Origin of the sequence: Agriterribacter humi, assembly GCF_009192765.1 — a bacterium.
In the GTDB taxonomy this organism is placed as follows: Bacteria; Bacteroidota; Bacteroidia; order Chitinophagales; family Chitinophagaceae; genus Agriterribacter; species Agriterribacter humi.
On the sequence record NZ_VOHQ01000003.1, the window covers coordinates 193,647 to 213,441 of the forward strand.

Annotated in this window: 17 protein-coding genes; 8 read left to right on the forward strand and 9 right to left on the reverse strand. The window is 42.0% G+C overall.

The features are described from left to right. The first annotated feature begins 68 nt into the window (after positions 1-68). On the forward strand, positions 69-1,466 hold the full coding sequence (locus FRX45_RS07265) for a M28 family peptidase (RefSeq protein ID WP_226805059.1): 1,398 nt from the start codon (positions 69-71) through the stop codon (positions 1,464-1,466). 71 nt (positions 1,467-1,537) lie between these two features. On the opposite strand, the gene FRX45_RS07270 is transcribed toward FRX45_RS07265, so the two are convergent. The 3 genes from FRX45_RS07270 to FRX45_RS07280 all read right to left on the reverse strand — a co-directional run bounded on the left by FRX45_RS07270 (position 1,538) and on the right by FRX45_RS07280 (position 4,412). Continuing rightward, the gene (locus FRX45_RS07270) at positions 1,538-2,179 is read right to left on the reverse strand and encodes a carbonic anhydrase (protein ID WP_152267746.1); all 642 of its coding nucleotides are present in this window, start codon (positions 2,177-2,179) and stop codon (positions 1,538-1,540) included. 45 nt (positions 2,180-2,224) lie between these two features. After that, on the reverse strand, positions 2,225-3,823 hold the full coding sequence (locus FRX45_RS07275; protein WP_152267747.1) for a SulP family inorganic anion transporter: 1,599 nt from the start codon (positions 3,821-3,823) through the stop codon (positions 2,225-2,227). Between the two features lie 241 nt (positions 3,824-4,064). Then, complete coding sequence (locus FRX45_RS07280; protein WP_152267748.1) at positions 4,065-4,412, reverse strand: hypothetical protein; 348 nt, start codon at positions 4,410-4,412, stop codon at positions 4,065-4,067. Positions 4,413-4,616: 204 nt separating this feature from the next. Here FRX45_RS07280 and FRX45_RS07285 point away from each other — a divergent pair, with 204 nt between their 5' ends. Continuing rightward, entirely contained in the window at positions 4,617-5,294 is a 678-nt protein-coding gene (locus FRX45_RS07285) for a lipoprotein signal peptidase (protein ID WP_152267749.1), read from the forward strand. Positions 5,295-5,313: 19 nt separating this feature from the next. Then, positions 5,314-6,177: a hypothetical protein gene (locus FRX45_RS07290; protein WP_152267750.1), complete on the forward strand. Its 864-nt coding sequence runs from the start codon at positions 5,314-5,316 to the stop codon at positions 6,175-6,177. A 653-nt stretch (positions 6,178-6,830) separates the two neighbouring features. Here FRX45_RS07290 and fumC read toward each other — a convergent pair. Next, complete coding sequence (gene fumC / locus FRX45_RS07295) at positions 6,831-8,252, reverse strand: class II fumarate hydratase (RefSeq protein WP_226805061.1); 1,422 nt, start codon at positions 8,250-8,252, stop codon at positions 6,831-6,833. A gap of 176 nt (positions 8,253-8,428) precedes the next feature. On the opposite strand from fumC, the gene FRX45_RS07300 reads away from it, so the two are divergent. After that, on the forward strand, positions 8,429-9,865 hold the full coding sequence (locus FRX45_RS07300) for a phytoene desaturase family protein (RefSeq protein WP_152267751.1): 1,437 nt from the start codon (positions 8,429-8,431) through the stop codon (positions 9,863-9,865). Here the strand turns inward: FRX45_RS07300 and FRX45_RS07305 are convergent. Together FRX45_RS07305 and FRX45_RS07310 are read right to left on the reverse strand one after the other, a co-directional pair. Further along, positions 9,852-10,628 (reverse strand): enoyl-CoA hydratase/isomerase family protein, encoded by a 777-nt coding sequence (locus FRX45_RS07305; RefSeq protein ID WP_152267752.1) that lies wholly within the window; start codon positions 10,626-10,628, stop codon positions 9,852-9,854. The two genes, FRX45_RS07300 and FRX45_RS07305, sit on opposite strands and share 14 nt — an antisense overlap. Before the next feature lie 466 nt (positions 10,629-11,094). Beyond that, positions 11,095-11,922 (reverse strand): universal stress protein, encoded by an 828-nt coding sequence (locus tag FRX45_RS07310; protein WP_152267753.1) that lies wholly within the window; start codon positions 11,920-11,922, stop codon positions 11,095-11,097. Positions 11,923-12,150: 228 nt separating this feature from the next. On the opposite strand from FRX45_RS07310, the gene FRX45_RS07315 reads away from it, so the two are divergent. Next, a complete protein-coding gene (locus FRX45_RS07315; RefSeq protein WP_152267754.1) occupies positions 12,151-12,591 on the forward strand; it encodes a MarR family winged helix-turn-helix transcriptional regulator in 441 nt (146 codons plus the stop codon). 36 nt (positions 12,592-12,627) lie between these two features. Beyond that, entirely contained in the window at positions 12,628-13,896 is a 1,269-nt protein-coding gene (locus FRX45_RS07320) for an MFS transporter (protein WP_152267755.1), read from the forward strand. Positions 13,897-14,032: 136 nt separating this feature from the next. Here the strand turns inward: FRX45_RS07320 and gltX are convergent, their stop codons facing one another. Beyond that, on the reverse strand, positions 14,033-15,562 hold the full coding sequence (gene gltX, locus FRX45_RS07325; protein WP_152267756.1) for a glutamate--tRNA ligase: 1,530 nt from the start codon (positions 15,560-15,562) through the stop codon (positions 14,033-14,035). Positions 15,563-15,631: 69 nt separating this feature from the next. Between gltX and FRX45_RS07330 the strand changes: the two genes are divergently transcribed. After that, on the forward strand, positions 15,632-16,969 hold the full coding sequence (locus FRX45_RS07330) for an alpha-L-fucosidase (RefSeq protein ID WP_226805063.1): 1,338 nt from the start codon (positions 15,632-15,634) through the stop codon (positions 16,967-16,969). A 66-nt stretch (positions 16,970-17,035) separates the two neighbouring features. Further along, positions 17,036-17,596, forward strand: coding sequence for a polysaccharide deacetylase family protein (locus tag FRX45_RS07335; RefSeq protein WP_226805113.1), 561 nt, complete (start codon positions 17,036-17,038; stop codon positions 17,594-17,596). Positions 17,597-17,833: 237 nt separating this feature from the next. On the opposite strand, the gene FRX45_RS07340 is transcribed toward FRX45_RS07335, so the two are convergent. Next, entirely contained in the window at positions 17,834-18,883 is a 1,050-nt protein-coding gene (locus tag FRX45_RS07340; RefSeq protein WP_152267758.1) for a sensor histidine kinase, read from the reverse strand. Positions 18,884-19,091: 208 nt separating this feature from the next. Continuing rightward, positions 19,092-19,769: a response regulator transcription factor gene (locus tag FRX45_RS07345; RefSeq protein WP_152267759.1), complete on the reverse strand. Its 678-nt coding sequence runs from the start codon at positions 19,767-19,769 to the stop codon at positions 19,092-19,094. Between the last annotated feature and the right edge of the window lie 26 nt (positions 19,770-19,795).

A 19,795-nucleotide genomic window follows, 5' to 3' on the forward strand; every position in this document is an offset into this window, starting at 1 on the left:
AAAGACCATACTTGTTGTATATGATAAGATTTTTTCTATCAGCCTTTTTTTTATTTTTTTCCGGCAATATGCTTTACTCACAATCCAGGCCGGAGTGGGATGCAATTTTTAAAAGCATTGATGCGGAAGTACAACAACATTCAACCGCTTACGGTAATTTGCAGGAGGCTACAGAAGATATTGGCCACCGGCTAACGGGTTCTGCCCAGGGCGCTAAAGCAGAAACATACGCTTACGAACTTTTAAAATCCTATGGATTAGATGTGCGGTATGCTCCTTTTGAAGCAGAAAGCTGGAGCCGGGGTACACTCTCTGTTGTTATCAATAATAAAAAATACGAATCGGTTTCGCTGGCACATTCACCCGTAAAAGCAAATATTTCAGGCAGTATTGCCGATATGGGTAATGGGTTGGAAGAAGATTATCTTGATAATCCCGGGGCGGCTAAAGGCAAAATTGTACTGGCTTCATTGGGTATATTGCCGGGTTCCCAAAGCGGCTTACGTAATTTGCACCGGTCAGAAAAAACAGCATTGGCTATCCGGTATGGCGCAAAAGCCATCATACTTTTTAATGCTGCACCGAATGGTATTTTGCTTACCGGCACAGCTTCTGTAACGGGCAAACTGATCAGTATTCCGGCAATATGTATAGGTAATGAAGACGGCATGCGGTTAAAAAAGCAACTGAAAACAGCCCCTGCCACCGCCAGCATTGCCATGACCAATTTTTCAGGTAAAATAAAAGCGCGGAATATAATTGCAGGCATTCCCGGAAAAATAAAGCCTGCTGAGAAAATTGTGATTGGAGGGCATCTGGATAGCTGGGATCTTGCGACAGGCGCTATTGACAATGGTATTGGTTCTTTTTCGGTAATAGATATAGCCCGCACTTTTAAAGCATTGAACCTGCAGCCTCAACGTACCGTGGAATTTGTTTTGTTTATGGGAGAAGAACAGGGACTGCTGGGTTCAAAAGCCTATATGAAAAAATCATTGCACGATGGAACTGTGGCGAATATAAAGTATATGCTCAACCTTGATATGTCTAATAATCCAAAAGGATATTCAGCCACTACCGATGAAGATAAAGCGCTTTTTCAGGCTATCGGCAGTATTGCCAATCGTATTGACACATCTTTTTCAAATACATTTCGTTCAGGATTTGGTTTGCACAGCGATCATCAGCCTTTTATGCTGCAGGGCATTCCTGCGGGAAGTGTATCAGGAAGCCTGAGCAGGGAAGTGCTGAATTGCTATCATGCAGACTGCGATGTTTTTAGCCTGGTGAATGAGCAGGAACTGAAGAATACCATACGGTTCAGCGCCATGTTGCTGTATGGGCTGGCCGATGCGCCTGAATTACAGGCCAAACGTTTAAATGATGATGAACTAAAAGCGGCATTATTACAAAGTAACCTCAAGGTGGCATTAAAAATTTCAGGAGAGTGGAGATGGAAGGATTAACGCAGGTAAAAGAAAGCGGCAAGCAATATCCTTCTTACTTTCCGCTTTCTCCTTTGTTTCTCTTCTTTCTTTTACGATTGTATGTTGTCGTACCTGTATAACGGATCAACAGCGCTGCCGGCTTTTATTTCCATAACCGGTTTAAGCAGTCCGTCTTTTAATCCATACACCCATCCATGGAGCTCAGGCGCTTTCTGTTCTTTCCAGGCATTTTGAATAATAGTGGTTTGCGACAGCCTTACTACCTGTTCCATCACATTTAATTCAGCCAGTCTGTCAGTTCTCGCATCTATGTTTGCAATGGCATCCAGCTCTTCCCTGTTGTGGCGGTATACATCTTTAAGGCTCCGGAGCCACATATTTAATAATGCTTTGTAGTCATTATTTGTAATGGATGCTTTTACTCCCCCGCAGCCATAATGACCGCAAACCACTATATGTTTTACCTTTAAAAAATTCACCGCGTAATCCAGCACGCTCAACAGGTTTATGTCGGTATGGATAACCATATTGGCGATATTGCGGTGTACAAATATTTCGCCGGGTTGAGTACCGGTAATTTCGTTGGCCGGCACACGGCTGTCGCTGCAGCCTATCCACAAAAATTCCGGCGTCTGAATCTCCGACAGCCTGTTAAAGTAATCGGGATCCATTGCTATTTTTTCCGTTGCCCATGCTTTATTTTCCAATAATAATTTTTCGTTCGATTTCATTGTAATCATTTTAAATGAATTAACAGAGAGATTCCCTGTAGATAATTATGATATCATTTCTGCTTTTTTATGTAGTTGCCGGGTTGAAACTTCTATATCAAATCCATGGTCTTTGATATGATTTGTTTTGAATTCCACCCGTACGTTTTTTTTATGCGCTTCCCGCGTAAAAGCAGTTATCATTTCAACAATATCCCTGTCAATAAAATCGGCACGGGTTGCATCAATTAATACACTTGAATTTTCGGGAACAGCATCCAGTTTGCTTTTGATACCTCTTTTATTTAAAATAGAAACATCTTTTCTTAAGCGGATGAGGTAATTGTTATTATCGTTTACAATAAATACTGCTGTCTTAAAATTGCTCCGGGCAGAAAAAAACAATCCTATGGCTAATCCTGCCAGTACGCCTACCAGTAAGTCAGTAAATAAAATAATAACTACCGTAGCAACAAAGGGCAGAAACTGATCCCATCCTTTGCGGTAAAAAGCCCTGAAAAGAGAAGGTTTGGCTAATTTAAACCCGGTATAAATTAATATGGCTGCCAGGGCCGACAAAGGGATTATGCTTAATATCCGCGGTATAAAGGCCACACTAAGTAAAATAAAAAATCCATGATAGATAGTGGACATTTTTGTTTTGGCACCGGCATGAATATTAGCCGAAGAACGTACAATTACACTTGTTAAGGGCAGCCCGCCTATTAGTCCTGATACAATGTTGCCCACACCCTGCGCCTTTAATTCCCTGTTGGTAGGCGTAATTCTTTTTTGTGGATCAAGGTTATCCACAGCTTCTATCCCCAGCAGTGTTTCAAGGCTGGCTACCAGCGCCAGCGTAACACCTGTAATCCAGATTTGCTTATTGATAATACTGCTCCAGTCGGGAAAAGTAAAAAAAGAAAAAAATTCAGTGGCAGAGGAAGCTACAGGAATAGTAACCAGGTGTTCCTGCCGGAGCGCAAAAGCCCCGCTTTGCCATTTTAAGAGCTCATTGATCCCAACGCCGAGCAATACAACCAGTAGTGGCGCCGGAACCAGTTTCATCCAACCACCCTTTTTTTCTACAAGACTACCCCAGTAAAACTGGAAAACCAGGCAGATGACGCCTATCAGTACTGCAACCGGGGCTATTCTTGCCAACCCGCTCCAGATACCTGTAAATGTATTCTCTCCATTGGGTTGTAAAAAGGCCTGATCGCCTTCAAAATTGCTATCGTAGCCAATCAGGTGTGGAATTTGTTTTAGTATTAGAATAATCCCAATTGCCGCCAACATTCCCTTGATCACACTTTTAGGAATATAGTCGCCTATAAAGCCCGCTTTAACAAATCCAAGTATCAATTGAAATACACCACAAAGTACTACGGCCAGTAAAAACACTTCAAAAGAGGGAAGCATTATAATAGCCCCTGCTACTATTGCTGTAAGCCCGGCGGCAGGTCCGCTCACACTCAATTGCGAGCCACTTAAAACGCCTATAACAATACCGCCAACAATGCCCGAAATAATACCGCTGAATAAGGGAGCATTAGAGCCCAAAGCTATCCCCAAACAAAGGGGTAAAGCCACTAAAAATACTACTACTGAGGAACCCATGTCGCCCGGAAAGTTCCTGATATAAGGTGTAATGCGATTTTTCATAATCTATAACAATTAAATAACAGGAAATCTTATCATTGATATTCCCGATACTTTTTAAAAATATTTTTTTATAAACCGGTATTGACCGGATGATAATCTGTCGTTATTTACTGGATAAATGCAGGCTGAATTTGGGGAAAAAAACAAAAAACTTCCCCCGACTTTCAACAACTTGCATTATTAAAATGCAGGCACTTAAAAGCAAACGGCCCATTCATGTAAGTAGGAGCAAAAAGAATAACTAAGCTTCCGGAGGAGGTGAAATCAATTCTCCGTAATAAGCAATGTAAATAAGAGAACCCGCATGGCTGCTATGTTCAAGATCGGGTTGTGCAAGTACGGAAAGTGTCAAAGATTCGTGCAAATATTCTGAAAAAGTATTCGTGCTGCACTTTTCTTCATTGAGACCAGAAAATGGATTTGTATTTTCTTCCATTGATTGAGCAGGAGCACGGGATGAGCTTTTGTCGTTCAATTGCTGCTGAATATCTGCAATAAGGGAAGTACTGACTGTAAGCCACAACAGCGTAAAAATCATAAAGACTGCAGACGCATAATGTTTTAGCTTATATGTACTGTTTGATGCCATGAAGTGCCCGAAGGTACAAAATTGATAATTAGATAGCAATATCAAAATGTTAACGAATTATTTTAATGATATATCATGTAAAAATTGATTTTATTTTTTTAAAGTGAAGTCCTTCTCTTTCATAAAATTAGAAAACCGCTTCCGGCAGGCGAAGTGTTCGGAAAATCAGCTTTTTCATGTAGGTTTGCGCTTAAACTGTTGATAGTGAAATTCAGATCTGTTATTTTTCTCACACTGGCCATTCTTATTATTGATCAGGGTTTTAAAATTTGGATAAAAACCAATTTTTACCTGGGAGAAGAAAAACTACTCATAGGCTCATGGTTCCGGCTCCATTTTATAGAAAACGAGGGCATGGCTTATGGCTGGAAGCTTGGCGGAGAATGGGGCAAGATCATCCTTACTTTATTCAGGCTTTTTGCAGTGGTATTTGGAACCTATTATATCCGGCATATTATTAAAGAAGGCTACCATAGGGGATTTATTATCTGTGCTGCTTTAATATATGCAGGCGCTATCGGAAATCTTATAGACAGCATGTTTTATGGGCTGATATTTGAAAACAGCGGCGATATATTCAATCCATACATATCCACTATATTTCCGGCAGAGGGCTACGCAGGCTTTTTACATGGTCGTGTAGTAGATATGCTGTATTTTCCTATTATCACCGATACTCATTTTCCGAAGTGGGTTCCATTTTGGGGGGGGGAAGAGTTTGAATTCTTCAGGCCGGTTTTTAATATTGCGGATGCGTCCATTTCTATTGGCGTTATAACCATACTGCTGTTTCAGAAACGCTTTTTTGAACGTAAAAAGAAGGAATCGCACCCAACGGTAGAGACCAATACTACCGTAAATGATGAAGTGCAGGTATCATAATGCCTGTGCTGCATTAATTATGACGCGAATACCAGGATTAGCATTTACTGTTTCAATACTTTGTATTCTTTTCTGTTCCTGTACAAAAGAATATAGCCGTGAAATGGGGGCAACAGGCAACCCGCCGCTGGGTAATGATTGTGTTGTAACCACTATAACACCTTATGACTCGGCTTCAGGAAAGGGATATGGGTCATTTCATATTACGCCTGGTAACAATAATCTTGCAGGAAAAATAGAATGGTATGACAGTACTTCCGGAACTGTAGACTTTCATGCAGATCTTACCTATATCAATGATACCATCAGGGTAAATGAAAATGAATTTTTTCTCCTTGATGGCGCCGGGCGTATAAAAGAATTTAATACACTTGAGAATCCTTCCGACACAAGTTCTGAGCGCTACAAGTATACCTATGAATATGATGCCGGCGGACATCTTTACAGTAAAAACTGGTTTGTGATGTCGTTTAATACTGATGTTCCCTTTTTTGTTTATAAATACGAATGGGTTAATGAAAATCTTGTCAAAGTGGAGGTTAATGAAGCCTCCGGCGACAAGAGGATAGCCTTAAGATCTGAACTAAAATATAACGATACCAAAACGGTGAAAAATTTTTTATATTATTTCCCCGATGCGGATGAACTGGCTCCTTATATATTTTCAGTAAATGTAGGTGCAAAGCCAAAAAATTTGCTGGAAAACATTGGTGTTAGCATTTATGATTCAGATGGTAACGAAATACTTACATATAAAACAACATACACCAATTATAAGTTCTCTTCCGATGATTATGTTACGGAGGTATATGCATCGGGTGATGTAATAGATGGATTGCCGCTGGTTAGCGGGTTAACCAAATTTGAATATGAATGTAAATAAGCACGTTGTTGGATCATCCATTCCACATAAACAAAAAACCCTCCTGTAAAAGAGGGTTTTTTGTTTACAAAGTTGCTGAGAGGTTGTGAAATCAATCAACAGGCTTTGTTTGGGGTATGGATTAAGCGGCCGTGCGATTAACACAGCCATAGGGTACAATTAATGAGCAGGCTTTATAGCATCCTGCAGGTGATGGGTTAGGGAACAGGAATATAAATGTATTTGTGATTGGCATATCTGAGATATTTAAACGGAGCACGGTTCAAAATATTCTTTTTAACTTTTGCATTTATTTTTCATTGGACCGATAAAAAAAATACAAACAGATTAAATGCTTCATTTTGATAATCTTGCAATCTTTTTTAGAACAATTAAGGCTCCTTACCAAATGATAATTTAAGTTTTTCCACATCACCCGAAAGGGAACGGCGTAATGTGTGTGTAATTTTGCATTTAATATTTACGGCATATAAATACTATTCTTATGCAAAGTCCGTTTTAAGGATACTAACTGTGTTAAAATATTTAATTCCGTCTTTTTTCTCATGTTGTAGTTGGTTTAAAGCAAAAGGCATCTCCCGTTTGGTGAGATGCCTTATTGCTGTAGGGGAAAGTGGTGAGTAGTTAGTGGTGAGTAGTGAGTGATTGGCATATCACTCCTTATTAATTTCACCCACCATGTTAGCGGGCTGCACCCATTCGTCAAATTGCTCCGGTGTTACGTAACCCAGCTTAACCGACATCGCCTTTAATGTGGTGCCTTCCTTGTGTGCTTTTTGAGCAATTTCCGCAGCCTTATAATAACCAATTTTTGTATTGAGTGCTGTTACCAGCATTAGGGAATTGTCTACATGCTTTTTAATATTAGCTTCAATAGGCGCTATACCAGAGGCGCATCTGTCATTAAAGCTTACGCACCCGTCTCCTATCAGCCTGGCGCTGTGTAAAAAATTATAAATCATCACTGGCTTAAAAACGTTCAGTTCAAAATGTCCGGTTGCTCCGCCAATACTGATAGCCACATCATTTCCCATTACCTGTGCCGCAATCATTGTTAAGGCCTCGCATTGTGTAGGGTTAACTTTACCGGGCATAATAGAGGAGCCCGGTTCATTATCGGGAATGAAAATTTCGCCTATGCCACTCCGTGGCCCGGATGAAAGCATGCGGATATCATTTGCTATTTTCATCAGGCTTACCGCAATGGTTTTTAAAGCGCCATGCGCTTCAACTATAGCGTCATGCGCGGCCAAAGCCTCAAATTTGTTTTCTGCGGTTATAAAAGGCAGTCCGGTTAAAGCGGCAATATGTTTGGCCACGTTTTCGGCATAGCCTTTCGGCGTATTTATTCCTGTTCCCACAGCGGTACCGCCCAGAGCCAGTTCACTTAAATGCGGTAAAGTATTTTTAACGGCTTTAAGCCCGTGGTCCAGTTGCGATACATAACCGCTGAACTCCTGTCCAAGTGTTAATGGAGTGGCATCCATAAAATGTGTACGGCCTATTTTTACCACATGCATAAACGCTTTGCTTTTAGCAGCCAGTGTATCCCTGAGTTTTTGTATTCCGGGAATGGTAACTTCGTCCAGCATTTTGTAAGCGGCAATATGCATAGCCGTTGGGAAAGTATCGTTGCTCGACTGGGATTTGTTTACATCATCATTAGGATGTAAAAATTTTTCCTTGTCTTCCAGTTTGCCGCCATTCAATACATGCCCGCGGTATGCTATTACCTCATTAACATTCATATTGCTTTGGGTGCCGCTGCCGGTTTGCCATACTACCAGCGGAAAATAATCATCTAATTGATGCCCCAGTATTTCATCGCAAACCTCGCCAATCAATTTTGCTTTTTCTTTGGGCAGAACGCCCGCTTCTAAGTTAGTAAGTGCTGCCGCCTTTTTAAGATAAGCGAATGCGCTGATAATTTCCTTCGGCATGCGGTTAATATCCTGCGCGATCTTAAAATTATCAATGCTTCTTTGTGTTTGTGCGCCATAATACGCATGAGCGGGAACTTTTACTTCTCCCATTGTGTCTTTTTCTATCCTGTAATCCATGGTGGTATGCAGCATTTTAAAGGAATTAAAAAATCGGTTACGATGCGGACTATCCGCCGGGCGGTGCAAAATTACAAGTTTACGGTTTATTGATCCCACTGCATTATTTTAGTGCTGTAGTTCCTTTAGGAATGTTTGCCGGAAATCATCTGTATTTTGGGAGATGACAGGAAGTTTAAAATAAAAAGCTGGTGCAAAAAACGGAATTTGATGCTATTGTGGTTGGGTCAGGCCCAAACGGATTAGCGGCAGCTATTGCGTTACAACAGGCCGGACTTTCTGTACTCGTATTGGAAGGTGGAGATACGATTGGGGGCGGCTTGCGATCGAAAGCGCTTACATTGCCCGGCTATATACATGATGTTTGTTCCGCCATTCATCCCATGGCTGTTAGCTCACCCTTTTTTAATAGCCTTCCGCTTGAACAGCATGGCTATTCCTATATATATCCTCCTGTTGCTGCTGCACACCCTTTCGATGACGGAACTGCGGCTATTTTGAAATCATCTCCTGAAGAAACTGCGGCTTCATTGGGCGTAGACAAGGATGCATATTTGCAACTCATCAATCCCATAATAAAAAGCTGGCCATTAATAGCCGCTGATGTACTGGCGCCCCTGCATATTCCCAAACATCCACTGGCAATGGCTCAGTTTGGGCTTAAAGCCATTACCTCCGCCACAGATTTAGCCAAAAGGTTTAGTACCAAAACAGCAAGGGGGCTTTGGGCGGGCATGGCGGCACACTCCATTCAACCATTAAACAATCTCACAACATCTGCAATAGGGTTGGTATTAATGACGGCCGCACATCTTAAAGGATGGCCTATGGCTAAAGGAGGATCACAAACGATAGCTAACGCACTCGCCTCTTATTTTATTTCTTTAGGCGGAAAAATAGAAACCAGCTTTTACGTTCGTTCATTGCAGCAGTTGCCCGCTTCAAAGGCTATTTTATTTGATATAACGCCGCAACAATTGTTAGCGATCGCGGGACATAAATTCTCTTCATTATACAAATGGCAGTTACAAAAATACAGGTATGGAATGGGCGTGTTTAAAGTAGACTGGGCATTGGATGCACCCATTCCGTTTGCAGCCGGAGCGTGCAGAACAGCAGGCACTGTACATATTGGCAATACGATTGAAGAAATAACGGCTTCGGAACAATCAACATGGAATGGCGGTCACCCCGATAAACCCTTTGTATTATTGGCACAGCAAAGTTTATTTGATCCTTCGAGGGCGCCGGAAGGAAAGCATACCGCATGGGCTTATTGCCATGTGCCCAATGGCTCTGCAAAAGATATGACCGAAGCTATTGAACGCCAGGTGGAACGTTTTGCACCGGGCTTCAGGGAAAGGATACTGGCTAAGCATGTAATGAATACCGAACAAATGGAAGCCTATAATGCCAATTATATTGGTGGTGACATTAACGGCGGTGTAATTGATATCGGTCAGTTGTTTACCCGGCCGGCATTGCGCTTTTCACCTTACAGAACTTCAGCAAAAGGAATGTATATATGCTCTTCTTCTACTCCGCCCGGGGGAGGTGTGCATGGCATGTGTGGTTATCATGCGGCAAGGCGGGCATTAAAAGACATATTCAATATTAAAGCCCCTTAAATACCGGCTGCCGTTTTTCGAGGAAAGCGGCAGCGCCTTCTTTTGCATCGGCGGTATCAAAAAGTTCACCGAAAATATTTATTTCCGTTTCGTAGCCATTTTTGTTTTCCTCAAAAACGGCATTGACTGCTTTTATGCACCCCGCTATTGCCAATGGTGCTTTCGTATTGATGAGTTCGGTAACAGATAAGGCTTTATTCATCAGTTCTTCCTGGGGCACCACATAATTTACCAATCCATATTGCAGGGCTGCAGGAGCGTCAATCATACTGCCTGTCATCAGCAATTCCATGGCGCGTCCTTTGCCGATCAGTTGCGTTAAACGTTGTGTACCTCCATATCCCGGTATCAAACCAAGATTCACTTCAGGCTGGCCAAATTTGGCATTATCGCTGGCAACGCGAAAATGACAGGCCATAGCCAGCTCACAGCCGCCGCCTAAAGCAAAGCCATTTACAGCGGCTATAACCGGTTTGGGACAATGTTCAATTTTATTAAACACCTGCATTTGGCCTTTTTCGGCCATTGCTTTTCCGCCTTTGGCATCAAGCGCAGCAAATTCACTAATGTCGGCTCCCGCAACAAAGGCTTTGGCGCCACTGCCGGTTATAACTGCTGATTTTATTTCCGCATTATTATACACATCATCAATGGCCACACTCAATTCTTCTATCACTGTTTTGTTAAGCGCATTCAGCTTATCAGGACGATTGATGGTGATGATTAGCGTATGGTTGTGAAAAGATAAGGATAACAATTTCATAAAAATTCATTTTAGCGGTTTGTAGATGATCCGGTCATCTGCAGTGATACGTTTTGTGCAGGTAAAGGTAGGATGCTTTATTGGCAACCGGCGATCAGGGGAATAACTACTAATGATAGGGTGCATACTTGAATGGTGAGGTGTTAGTAGTCAGTGGTGAGTACATCCGGATTTGAGATTGATTTGGGTTGCAAGTTCCAGGGTGCAGATTACAGGGGCGTCCGTTTCAATGTTGGGTTTATGATTTGTGATTTGGCTCCTGGTGCTTTTGGGCTGTATTCCTGCGAATTTCCAAATGCGGTCTGACCCTCCTTGCATCGGGTGCCGACCGTATTCCTTGTGGCAATCAGACATAGGAGCCATCAGCTACAACATTGGCCCACTTTTATTCCAAGTTGAAAGGGAAGAGCCTATGCCCGAAGTTACCATTAAGCACCGTCCCTCGCCACAGCGCGGAGAGGTCCCTTTATTCCCATGAATGCAAAGCCAATATAGGCAAGCGGCTTTGGTAAGCTAACTTTTTAGTATTACTGCTTTTGAACAGGCTTCCTAAAAATGAGTGTTTGCGCGGAACGGTAATAATAATATCCGCATGATGCTCAATAGAGAATTTATCTATGGCCTCTGTGAAATTTTCTTCGAGCAAAGAAAAGTATTGAGGATTATAGGACTGCAGCAACTGCTCTAATTTTTTACTTTCTTTTTTATCTTCATCTGGTAGCGCAGTTTGTTCCGAAGTGATATGCAGTACGTATAATTGAGGTTGAAGTATATCTAAAAATTTTTTCAATGGTTTTACCGGCGTGGTGGCTTCTACGTTTTTCAGGTCGGAGGTAAGAATTACGTTTTTAATTTTTTGGTAAACAGCCGTTCCGGGAATGATAAAAACGGGGCAAATATCTTTACTGATCACATTCAGCGTATTGCTCCCGATAATTAACTGTTCCAGTTTGCTGCTTCCTGTAATGCCCATTACAATAAGATCGGCATGATTATGATTTACATATTTTTCCAGGGTGGGCGTCAAACTGCCTTCTTCTGCTACAACGTCTATGGGTACTCCGGCAATGCTGCCCAGTTCTCTTTTGAGGTTGCTTAATGCAGCAATAGCCATATTCTTCCTGGCATCGGGATCAATCAGCAATGGGGTGCCATCGGAACCCGCAACTATCGTTTCATATACATAATACAGCGTAACGGTACTGTCTGTTATGTCGGACGCTAACTGAATGGCGTATTTTGCTGCGTTTACTGAAGGTTCAGAAAAATCTACGGCGGCAATGATCTTTTTCATGAATAATGTATTTTAATGGACAAATGTAGTTTTGAAGATACGAAATACCTGCTTGCAGCCGCTGATTTGTGTGAGGAGATTAACTGATTGTTATCAGTTGGGGGATAAGAAGAGGAAATAAGATCCCAGGTACCCTGTTTAACAACGTTTTATTGTATAAGCCATTGTTGCCATCATTGCTTTATTGTACTTTTATAAAGTAAACTTGTAAGTTTCCTTTATAATATTATGGCAACTAAAAAAAATGACATAGAACTGGCTGCCGGCCTTCGAACGGTAGTTACCAGGCTGGTTAAAAAGCTACGTCAGCAAACACCAGAGGGCAGCCGGCTTTCGCTCACGGAGCGCTCTACTATCGGATTGCTTGATCAGCATACATCCCTGCTGCCCAGCGAGCTGGCAGCCATGGAAAAAGTAACTACACAATCCATGTCACAGATATTAAATCACCTTTCGGAGCTTGGTCTCATCAACAGGAGCTCATCGGCTACGGATAGGCGAAAAGCTATTATTTCGTTATCCAAAGCGGGACAGGCCGTATTACATAAAATGCGCAACGAAAAAGATGAGTGGCTGCACGAGGCACTGCGGCAAACCTGCTCTGCACGGGAGCTCGATTTGCTGCGCCGGGCATTGCCACCCTTAACCCGTTTAATTGATTTTGAATAGGGCTGTGGAACAGGCTGTGGAGGAGGTTTTTTAATTATGAGCATCAGTACATTTAACGCGTTCAGGAGCCGCAACTACAGGCTATATTTTGCCGGTCAATCGGTTTCCCTCATTGGCACGTGGATGCAGAAAACAGCGGTAAGCTGGGTGGTTTATTCGTTAACACATTCCAAGCTTATGCTTGGTGTAACGTTGTTTGCCGCGATGTTTCCCTCATTTCTGTTTTCGTTTATTGGCGGGGTAACTGCCGACCGCTATAACCGCCACAAGCTGCTATTGGTTACGCAGATTATATCCATGCTACAGGCGGTGCTATTGACATTGCTGGTATTCTTCAGGCATTATACGGTTTGGGATATCATTGCGCTCAGTGTATTACTCGGCATCATCAATGCATTTGATGTGCCTGCACGACAATCATTGGTATACGAAATGGTGAACGACAAAGCGCATTTGCCTAATGCGCTGGCTCTGAATTCTTCTATGGTAAACCTCTCGCGACTTATCGGTCCGGCCATTGCGGGCATATCTATTGAAGCTTTTGGTGATGTTGTTTGTTTTGGATTGAACGCATTGAGCTTTGGTGCCGTTATCTTTTCATTGCTGCTGATGAAGCTTCCACGATACGAGGCTAAACCTCATACCAAAAACATTTTGGGCGAATTAAAAGAAGGATTGTCTTATATAAAGCAAGCTCCTGAAATTGCATTCCTCCTGGGTATGCTTGGTATGGTAAGCTTGCTGGTATTGCCTTTCATTACATTGATACCTGTTTATGCCAAAGATATTTTTCATGGTACGGCCGCAACTTTCGGCTGGATTGACAGCGCCATTGGGTTGGGTGCTTTTGCCGGCGCCTTATTTCTCGCCTCATTAAAGCCATCGGCAAATCTGCGGAAAATATTGGCCATAAATACCTTTGTATTGGGTACGGGACTGGTATTGTTTTCTCATGCCACGCATTATCCGCTGGCATTGGTATTCGCTACGTTCGGTGCTTTTGGCATGATGTCGCAGGTTACTATCGTTAATACAATAATACAAACCACAGTAGCCCCCGATATGAGGGGCCGCGTCATTAGTTTCTATGCCATGATCTTTTTCGGGATGCAGCCCCTGGGCGGACTTATCATCGGTTATGTATCGCAATACTTCGGCGTACAAAATACCGTTTTGACAGAAGGTATCATCGCTTTGCTGGTCGGTGCGGTGCACCTTCGTTTCCTGAATAGCAGGAAATTGAAAAGATATATTAGACCTTTGCCCGGCGAGCAAGCCGTAGGAATAAAAGCAGAAGCGAAATGAAACCTGGCTGAAGCCGATTAATAAAAGAAATAAGCAGTAGTCCCCCATAGGGTGTGACTTGAGGGACACCGGCGACTTTCAACATTTTGTATGACGCACACTTGCCTCTGGGGTTCCACGAAAAACCTGTATATCTTTATTGCAACAATCCCAAAAAGTGCTTTACCCTTACAACCGTTTCTTCCTTACCCAGTATTTCCGCAATATCAAACACATGCGGACCAAATTTACCGCCTACTAGCATAATACGCAGTGGCAGCAAGAGTTCGCCAGGTTTTATTTGATGCGCCGCGGCCATTTCTTTAAAACCGGTTTCTAAGTCATGCGCATTCCAGTTGCTGTTTAATTCAAAATTGCGAATCAGTTCGGCAAAGAACACCTGTTTTGCTTCGTTCCATTTGGGCTTAACGGCATCTACATCATATTTTTCGGGCGCTTTAAAAAAGAAGGCGCCCTGTTCTGCAAAATCAGTAAGCAAATGGCACCGCTCTTTTACCAATTCCAGCACTTGTATAAACCGGGCCTGATCCGTTATGACTATGCCTTTATTTTCCAGTAGCTCCTTTACCTGCAACCCGTAACTTGAAACCTGTAACTTCTTTATCCATTCATGATTGAACCATTTCGCTTTTTCATAATCAAATTTGGCGCCGCCACTGTGTACTCTTTCTATAGAAAACTTTTCAATCAATTCCGTTTTAGAAAAAATTTCCTGTTCCGTGCCATCGTTCCAGCCTAATACCGCCAGCAGGTTAATGAATGCTTCCGGCAAAAATCCTTTTTCCTTAAATCCTTCCGTAAGCTCATTGGTTTTGGGGTCGGTCCAGTTCATGGCAAAAACCGGGAAGCCATATTTAGCGCCATCTCTTTTGCTGAGCTTTCCGTTTGGTCCAAGTATTAATGGCAGGTGCGCCCATTGCGGCATGGCATCTAACCCAAATAAATATTTCCAAAGCAAAATATGTACAGGAGCGCTGGGCAGCCACTCCTCCCCGCGAAAGGCGTGGCTGATCTCCATTAAATGATCATCCACTACCACCGCCAGGTGATAGGTAGGCATACCATCGGCTTTCAGCAATACTTTGTCATCCACCACGGAAGTATTAAAGCTTACTTCGCCACGAATCATATCGGTGAAAGTTACCGTTTCATTTTCCGGCATTTTAATGCGTATTACATGCCTGGTATTTTCATCTAATAATTTTTTTACTTCGCTTTCGGCTAAAGTGAGGGAGTTGCGCATTTTAGTGCGTATAGTAAGATCGTATTGGGGAGAAGGATTTTGCGTTGTTTTAAAATCCACCCGCATTTTTTCCAGTTCTCCGGGAGTGTCAAATGCATAGTATGCATAGCCGTCTTTTACTAACTGTTCGGCATACTGCCTGTATAGTGCTTTTCTTTCACTCTGGCGGTAAGGGCCGTACGCGCCGCCATGGATGGGACTTTCATCAGGCTCAAGCCCTGTCCATTTCAAACAATTGAATATATACTCCTCCGCCCCGGCTACGTAACGGCTCTGGTCGGTATCTTCAATACGGAGTATAAAATCTCCCTGGTGTTGCTTTGCAAATAAATAGTTATATAAAACAGTTCTTACACCGCCCAGGTGCAGCCCGCCGGTAGGGCTGGGTGCGAACCGGACACGTACTTTTTTTGTTGTGTGCATAGACCGCAAAAGTAAGGTGGATAAATCAATCTGCAGGAATACAATTACCTTAGCCTTAAACTATGCATCGTGAAAAGTAGAATTATAGTTAGCGTCTTTCTGCTTATGCTTGCCTTTACGGCACAATCTCAGCAATATGAAGCTACCGCTGCCAATAAGCAGGCCCGGGAATGGTTTGCCGCGGCCCGGTTTGGCATGTTTATTCATTGGGGGCCCTTCAGCATACCCGGAAGCGGGGAATGGGTGATGAACAACAGGAATATTACTGTTGAAAATTATACCCGGCTGAAAGACTTTTTCAATCCAATTGATTTTGACGCGGCCGAATGGGTGAGCATCGCTAAGAATGCCGGCATGAAATACATTACGCTTATTACCCGCCACCACGATGGCTTTAGTATGTGGGATACGAAATATTCGGATTTTAACATCATGAACACACCCTATAAAAAAGATATTGTAAGGATGATAGCGGATGAATGTCATAAGCAGGGCATTAAAATATTTTTTTATTATTCATTGTTAGACTGGCGGAGAGAAGATTACCCGCATGAAACCGGCCGCACGGGGCAGGGAACAGGAAGAAAAGGAAAAGGGAATTATGCCAGTTACCTGCAGTTTATGAAAAACCAACTCACTGAATTACTGACCAATTACGGGGAAGTGGCGGGAATATGGTTCGATGGCCATTGGGATCAGACAAACCCCGAAGGAGATAAAGACAGGACTTCCCGGATTGACTGGAAATATGATGAAATATACGGGCTGATCCATAAGCTGCAACCGCAATGTTTAATTGGCAATAACCATCATCTTACACCTTTCCCCGGCGAGGACTTCCAGATGTTTGAAAAAGATCTGCCGCATCAAAATAAATCGGGGCTCAATTTTCAAAAGCCTTCAGATGAGCTTCCGCTGGAAACCTGTGAAACAATTAACGGATCATGGGGGTTTAACCTCACTGATACTTCTTATAAGAGCAATCAACAGCTAATCTCGCTGCTTGTAAATGCTGCCGGCAATGGAGCCAATCTTTTATTGAATGTGGGGCCTATGCCCAACGGCAAATTTCAGCCCGAATTTATCAGCAGGCTGCAATACATGGGCGATTGGCTGAAAATGTATGGTGAAAGTATTTACGACACCAAACGGGGATTCGTACTTCCGCAGTCGTGGGGCTGTGTAACGGAAAAGGGCGATAAAGTATTTATTCATTTACTCAAAAAGCCTGAAGATGGCAGGATAGTCCTTACCTCGTTCCCGTACAAAAAAATCATTTCCGCCACCTGGCTAAAAGATAAAAGCCCTGTTTCTTTTACTTTAAAAAAGGATGAGCTTTCATTTAGTATACCAGGCCTGAGCATAAATGACTACGATGCTGTTATAGCATTGCATGTAAAAAAATAAGTGATGTTTTACTTTGTAAAAACACCCTGGTGGATAAAAAAATTATATCCCGCCTGCATATGGGATATGCAAGCGGATGAAAAGGTTTTATATCTCACTTTTGATGATGGGCCGCATCCTCGGGCCACTTCTTTTGTATTAAACGAATTGGAAAAATATAATGCAAAAGCTACATTTTTTTGTGTTGGCAAAAATGTAACCCAACACAATGATATATATCGTCGTATTTTAAATCAGGGACACCGTGCAGGCAATCACACTTTCAATCACTTAAATGGATGGAAAGCGAATGATATGGCGTATTTCAAAGACATTGCAGAAGCAGGAAAAAATATTGACTCTGCTTTGTTCAGGCCTCCTTATGGAAAAATATCAAAATTTCAACTCAAATATCTTAGGGATTCTTTTAAAATGAAAGTGGTAATGTGGTCGGTACTGAGCGGAGACTTTGATGCTACGGTTTCAGGTGAATCCTGTTTGAAAAATGTAATAGTTTCAGCTAAACCGGGAAGTATTATTGTGTTCCATGACAGCGCAAAGGCCTGGTCAAACTTAGCCTATGCATTACCGAAAGTACTGGCACATTTTACTGAAAAAGGATATAGATTTGAGAAAATTAATTTATAAAAACCTTGTTTTCAAACAAAGAATAAATCAGGAAAAAATAATATTAATAAATTGGGCCTGGGTGGAAACCCTGGCCCGTTTTTAATCCGTACCCTATGAAAACTGGGACTAAATTACAATGTTTTTTGATTTTTGCAAGATTTTTCATGCTTAAAATCACGTCTGACAAGCCTTTCGATAGTATTTTTACGGTAATGTAAGTGATTTCACATGGGCTTTTTACCTGATTTGTAAGTGCTATTCTTTTTTTGCATTCAAAATAAAGCCGAAGGTGGTACCTACGTCTGGTTTGCTGCGAATATGAATACTTTGACCGTGCGCTTCAATAATATGTTTGCAAATAGCAAGCCCCAGCCCGCTTCCTCCTTCTTTTCTGCTCCTGGCGGCATCGGTGCGGTAAAATCTTTCAGATATCCGTGGAATGTGTTCTTCAGCAATCCCAATGCCATCATCGCTTATTTCCACCAGCACATGCCTTTCGTCTGTTATATAGGCGCTCGCGGTTACATTACCATTGGTTTTGCCATACTTTATAGCATTGTCTGTAAGATTAATAAGCACCTGCCTTATTTTTTCCTTATCCGCAAAAACAACAATAGGCGCTTCGCAACCTTTTTTTAGCCCTAATCTAACTCCTCTATTTGTGGCCAGTAAGGAAAGCGAATCGAACACTTCCCGAACAAGATCCTGTATAACGAAATTCTCTTTATACAATATTTGTTCCCCGCTTTCAAGCCTGGTAATCTCATCCAGGTCATTGAGCAGGTTTACCAGCCGGGATACATTTTTTGATGTGTTATTTAAAAATTTTGTACTTACTTCTGTGTTCTCTGCAGCTCCGGCCAACAAAGTTTCTACATATCCCTGTATAGCAAAAATGGGGGTTTTTAATTCGTGCGAAAGGTTTTGCAAAAATTCTTTACGGTAGGCTTCATTCGCTTTTAATATCTCAATTTCTTTTTTCTTTTGCTCGGCCCATTTTTCAACATCTTCACTTACTTCGTCCATACTTTTTTGCGGAAGCAAATTCTTATAATAAAATTCCTCTCTTTTACTGGCTTTTGTTTGATAAATGAATTTATAAATGAGCTTAATCTTTCTGTAAATAAACCGCTGAAGGGTATATAATATCAGGGCATAGCTTCCGGCCATAACAATAACGAATGCCATTACAAACACCCACCACAATGGCTTTAATAAAAAGATACCTGCGGCTACAGGAAGTGCAATAAAGAATGCCGTAAAGCCTGCCAACTGGCGGGGGGAAAAGTTTTTTTTAGTGAGCATAAATTCAGTTGTCGAAGGATTGATCATTTAGCCCATTGACAAGCGCCGGGCTTTATCTTAAAGATATTTCATAAGATAACACATTGCCATTACAATTGCCTGAATGTAAAGTTAAAATGCAGGGGATTCATATATAGCAGGCAACAAACAAAGTAGAATACCTGTTCAGGTGAAGTCATTCATCTTCCTTATTGCAAAAGACGCCCGATCATATTACCATTTTGTATCCCACTCCTTTTACGGTGGTGATGCAGTCTATACCCAGCTTCTGTCGGATTTTCCTGATATGGACATCAATAGTTCTGTCTCCAACAATTACTTCAGTTCCCCATATCTGGCTTAATATTTCATTGCGCAGGAACACTCTTCCTGGTTTAGTAGCCAGGAGATGCAGCAGTTCAAATTCTTTTTTGGCTAAAACGAGTTCCTGGTCATTCACCAGAACAATAAACCTTACGGGGTCAATCGTTATATTGCCAGCCTGTAAAATTTTATCATTTTCAGGTTTTTGTACTCTCCTGAACAGCGTATTTACTTTGGTCACCAATATTTTAGGGCTAACCGGCTTGCTAATGTAATCATCTGCACCGTATTCGAGTCCCTTAATATGTGATACTTCATCGCTTAATGCGGTAAGAAAAATGATAAGCGTGTCGTGGAACGCGGGTAATGACCGCAATGTTTTGCATACCTCCATGCCTGTTTTATAAGGCATCATTACATCCAGCATAATCAGATCAGGCTTGATAAGTTTTGCTTTATGCAGGGCTTCCTCTCCATCTTTGGCTGTAATTGTTTCGTAGCCTTCTTTTCTGAGGTTGTAGCTCACAATCTCCAGGATATCCGGCTCATCATCAGCGATCAGTATTTTCCCTTTCTGCTCCATTAACAATATGTTTACGCAAAAATAAC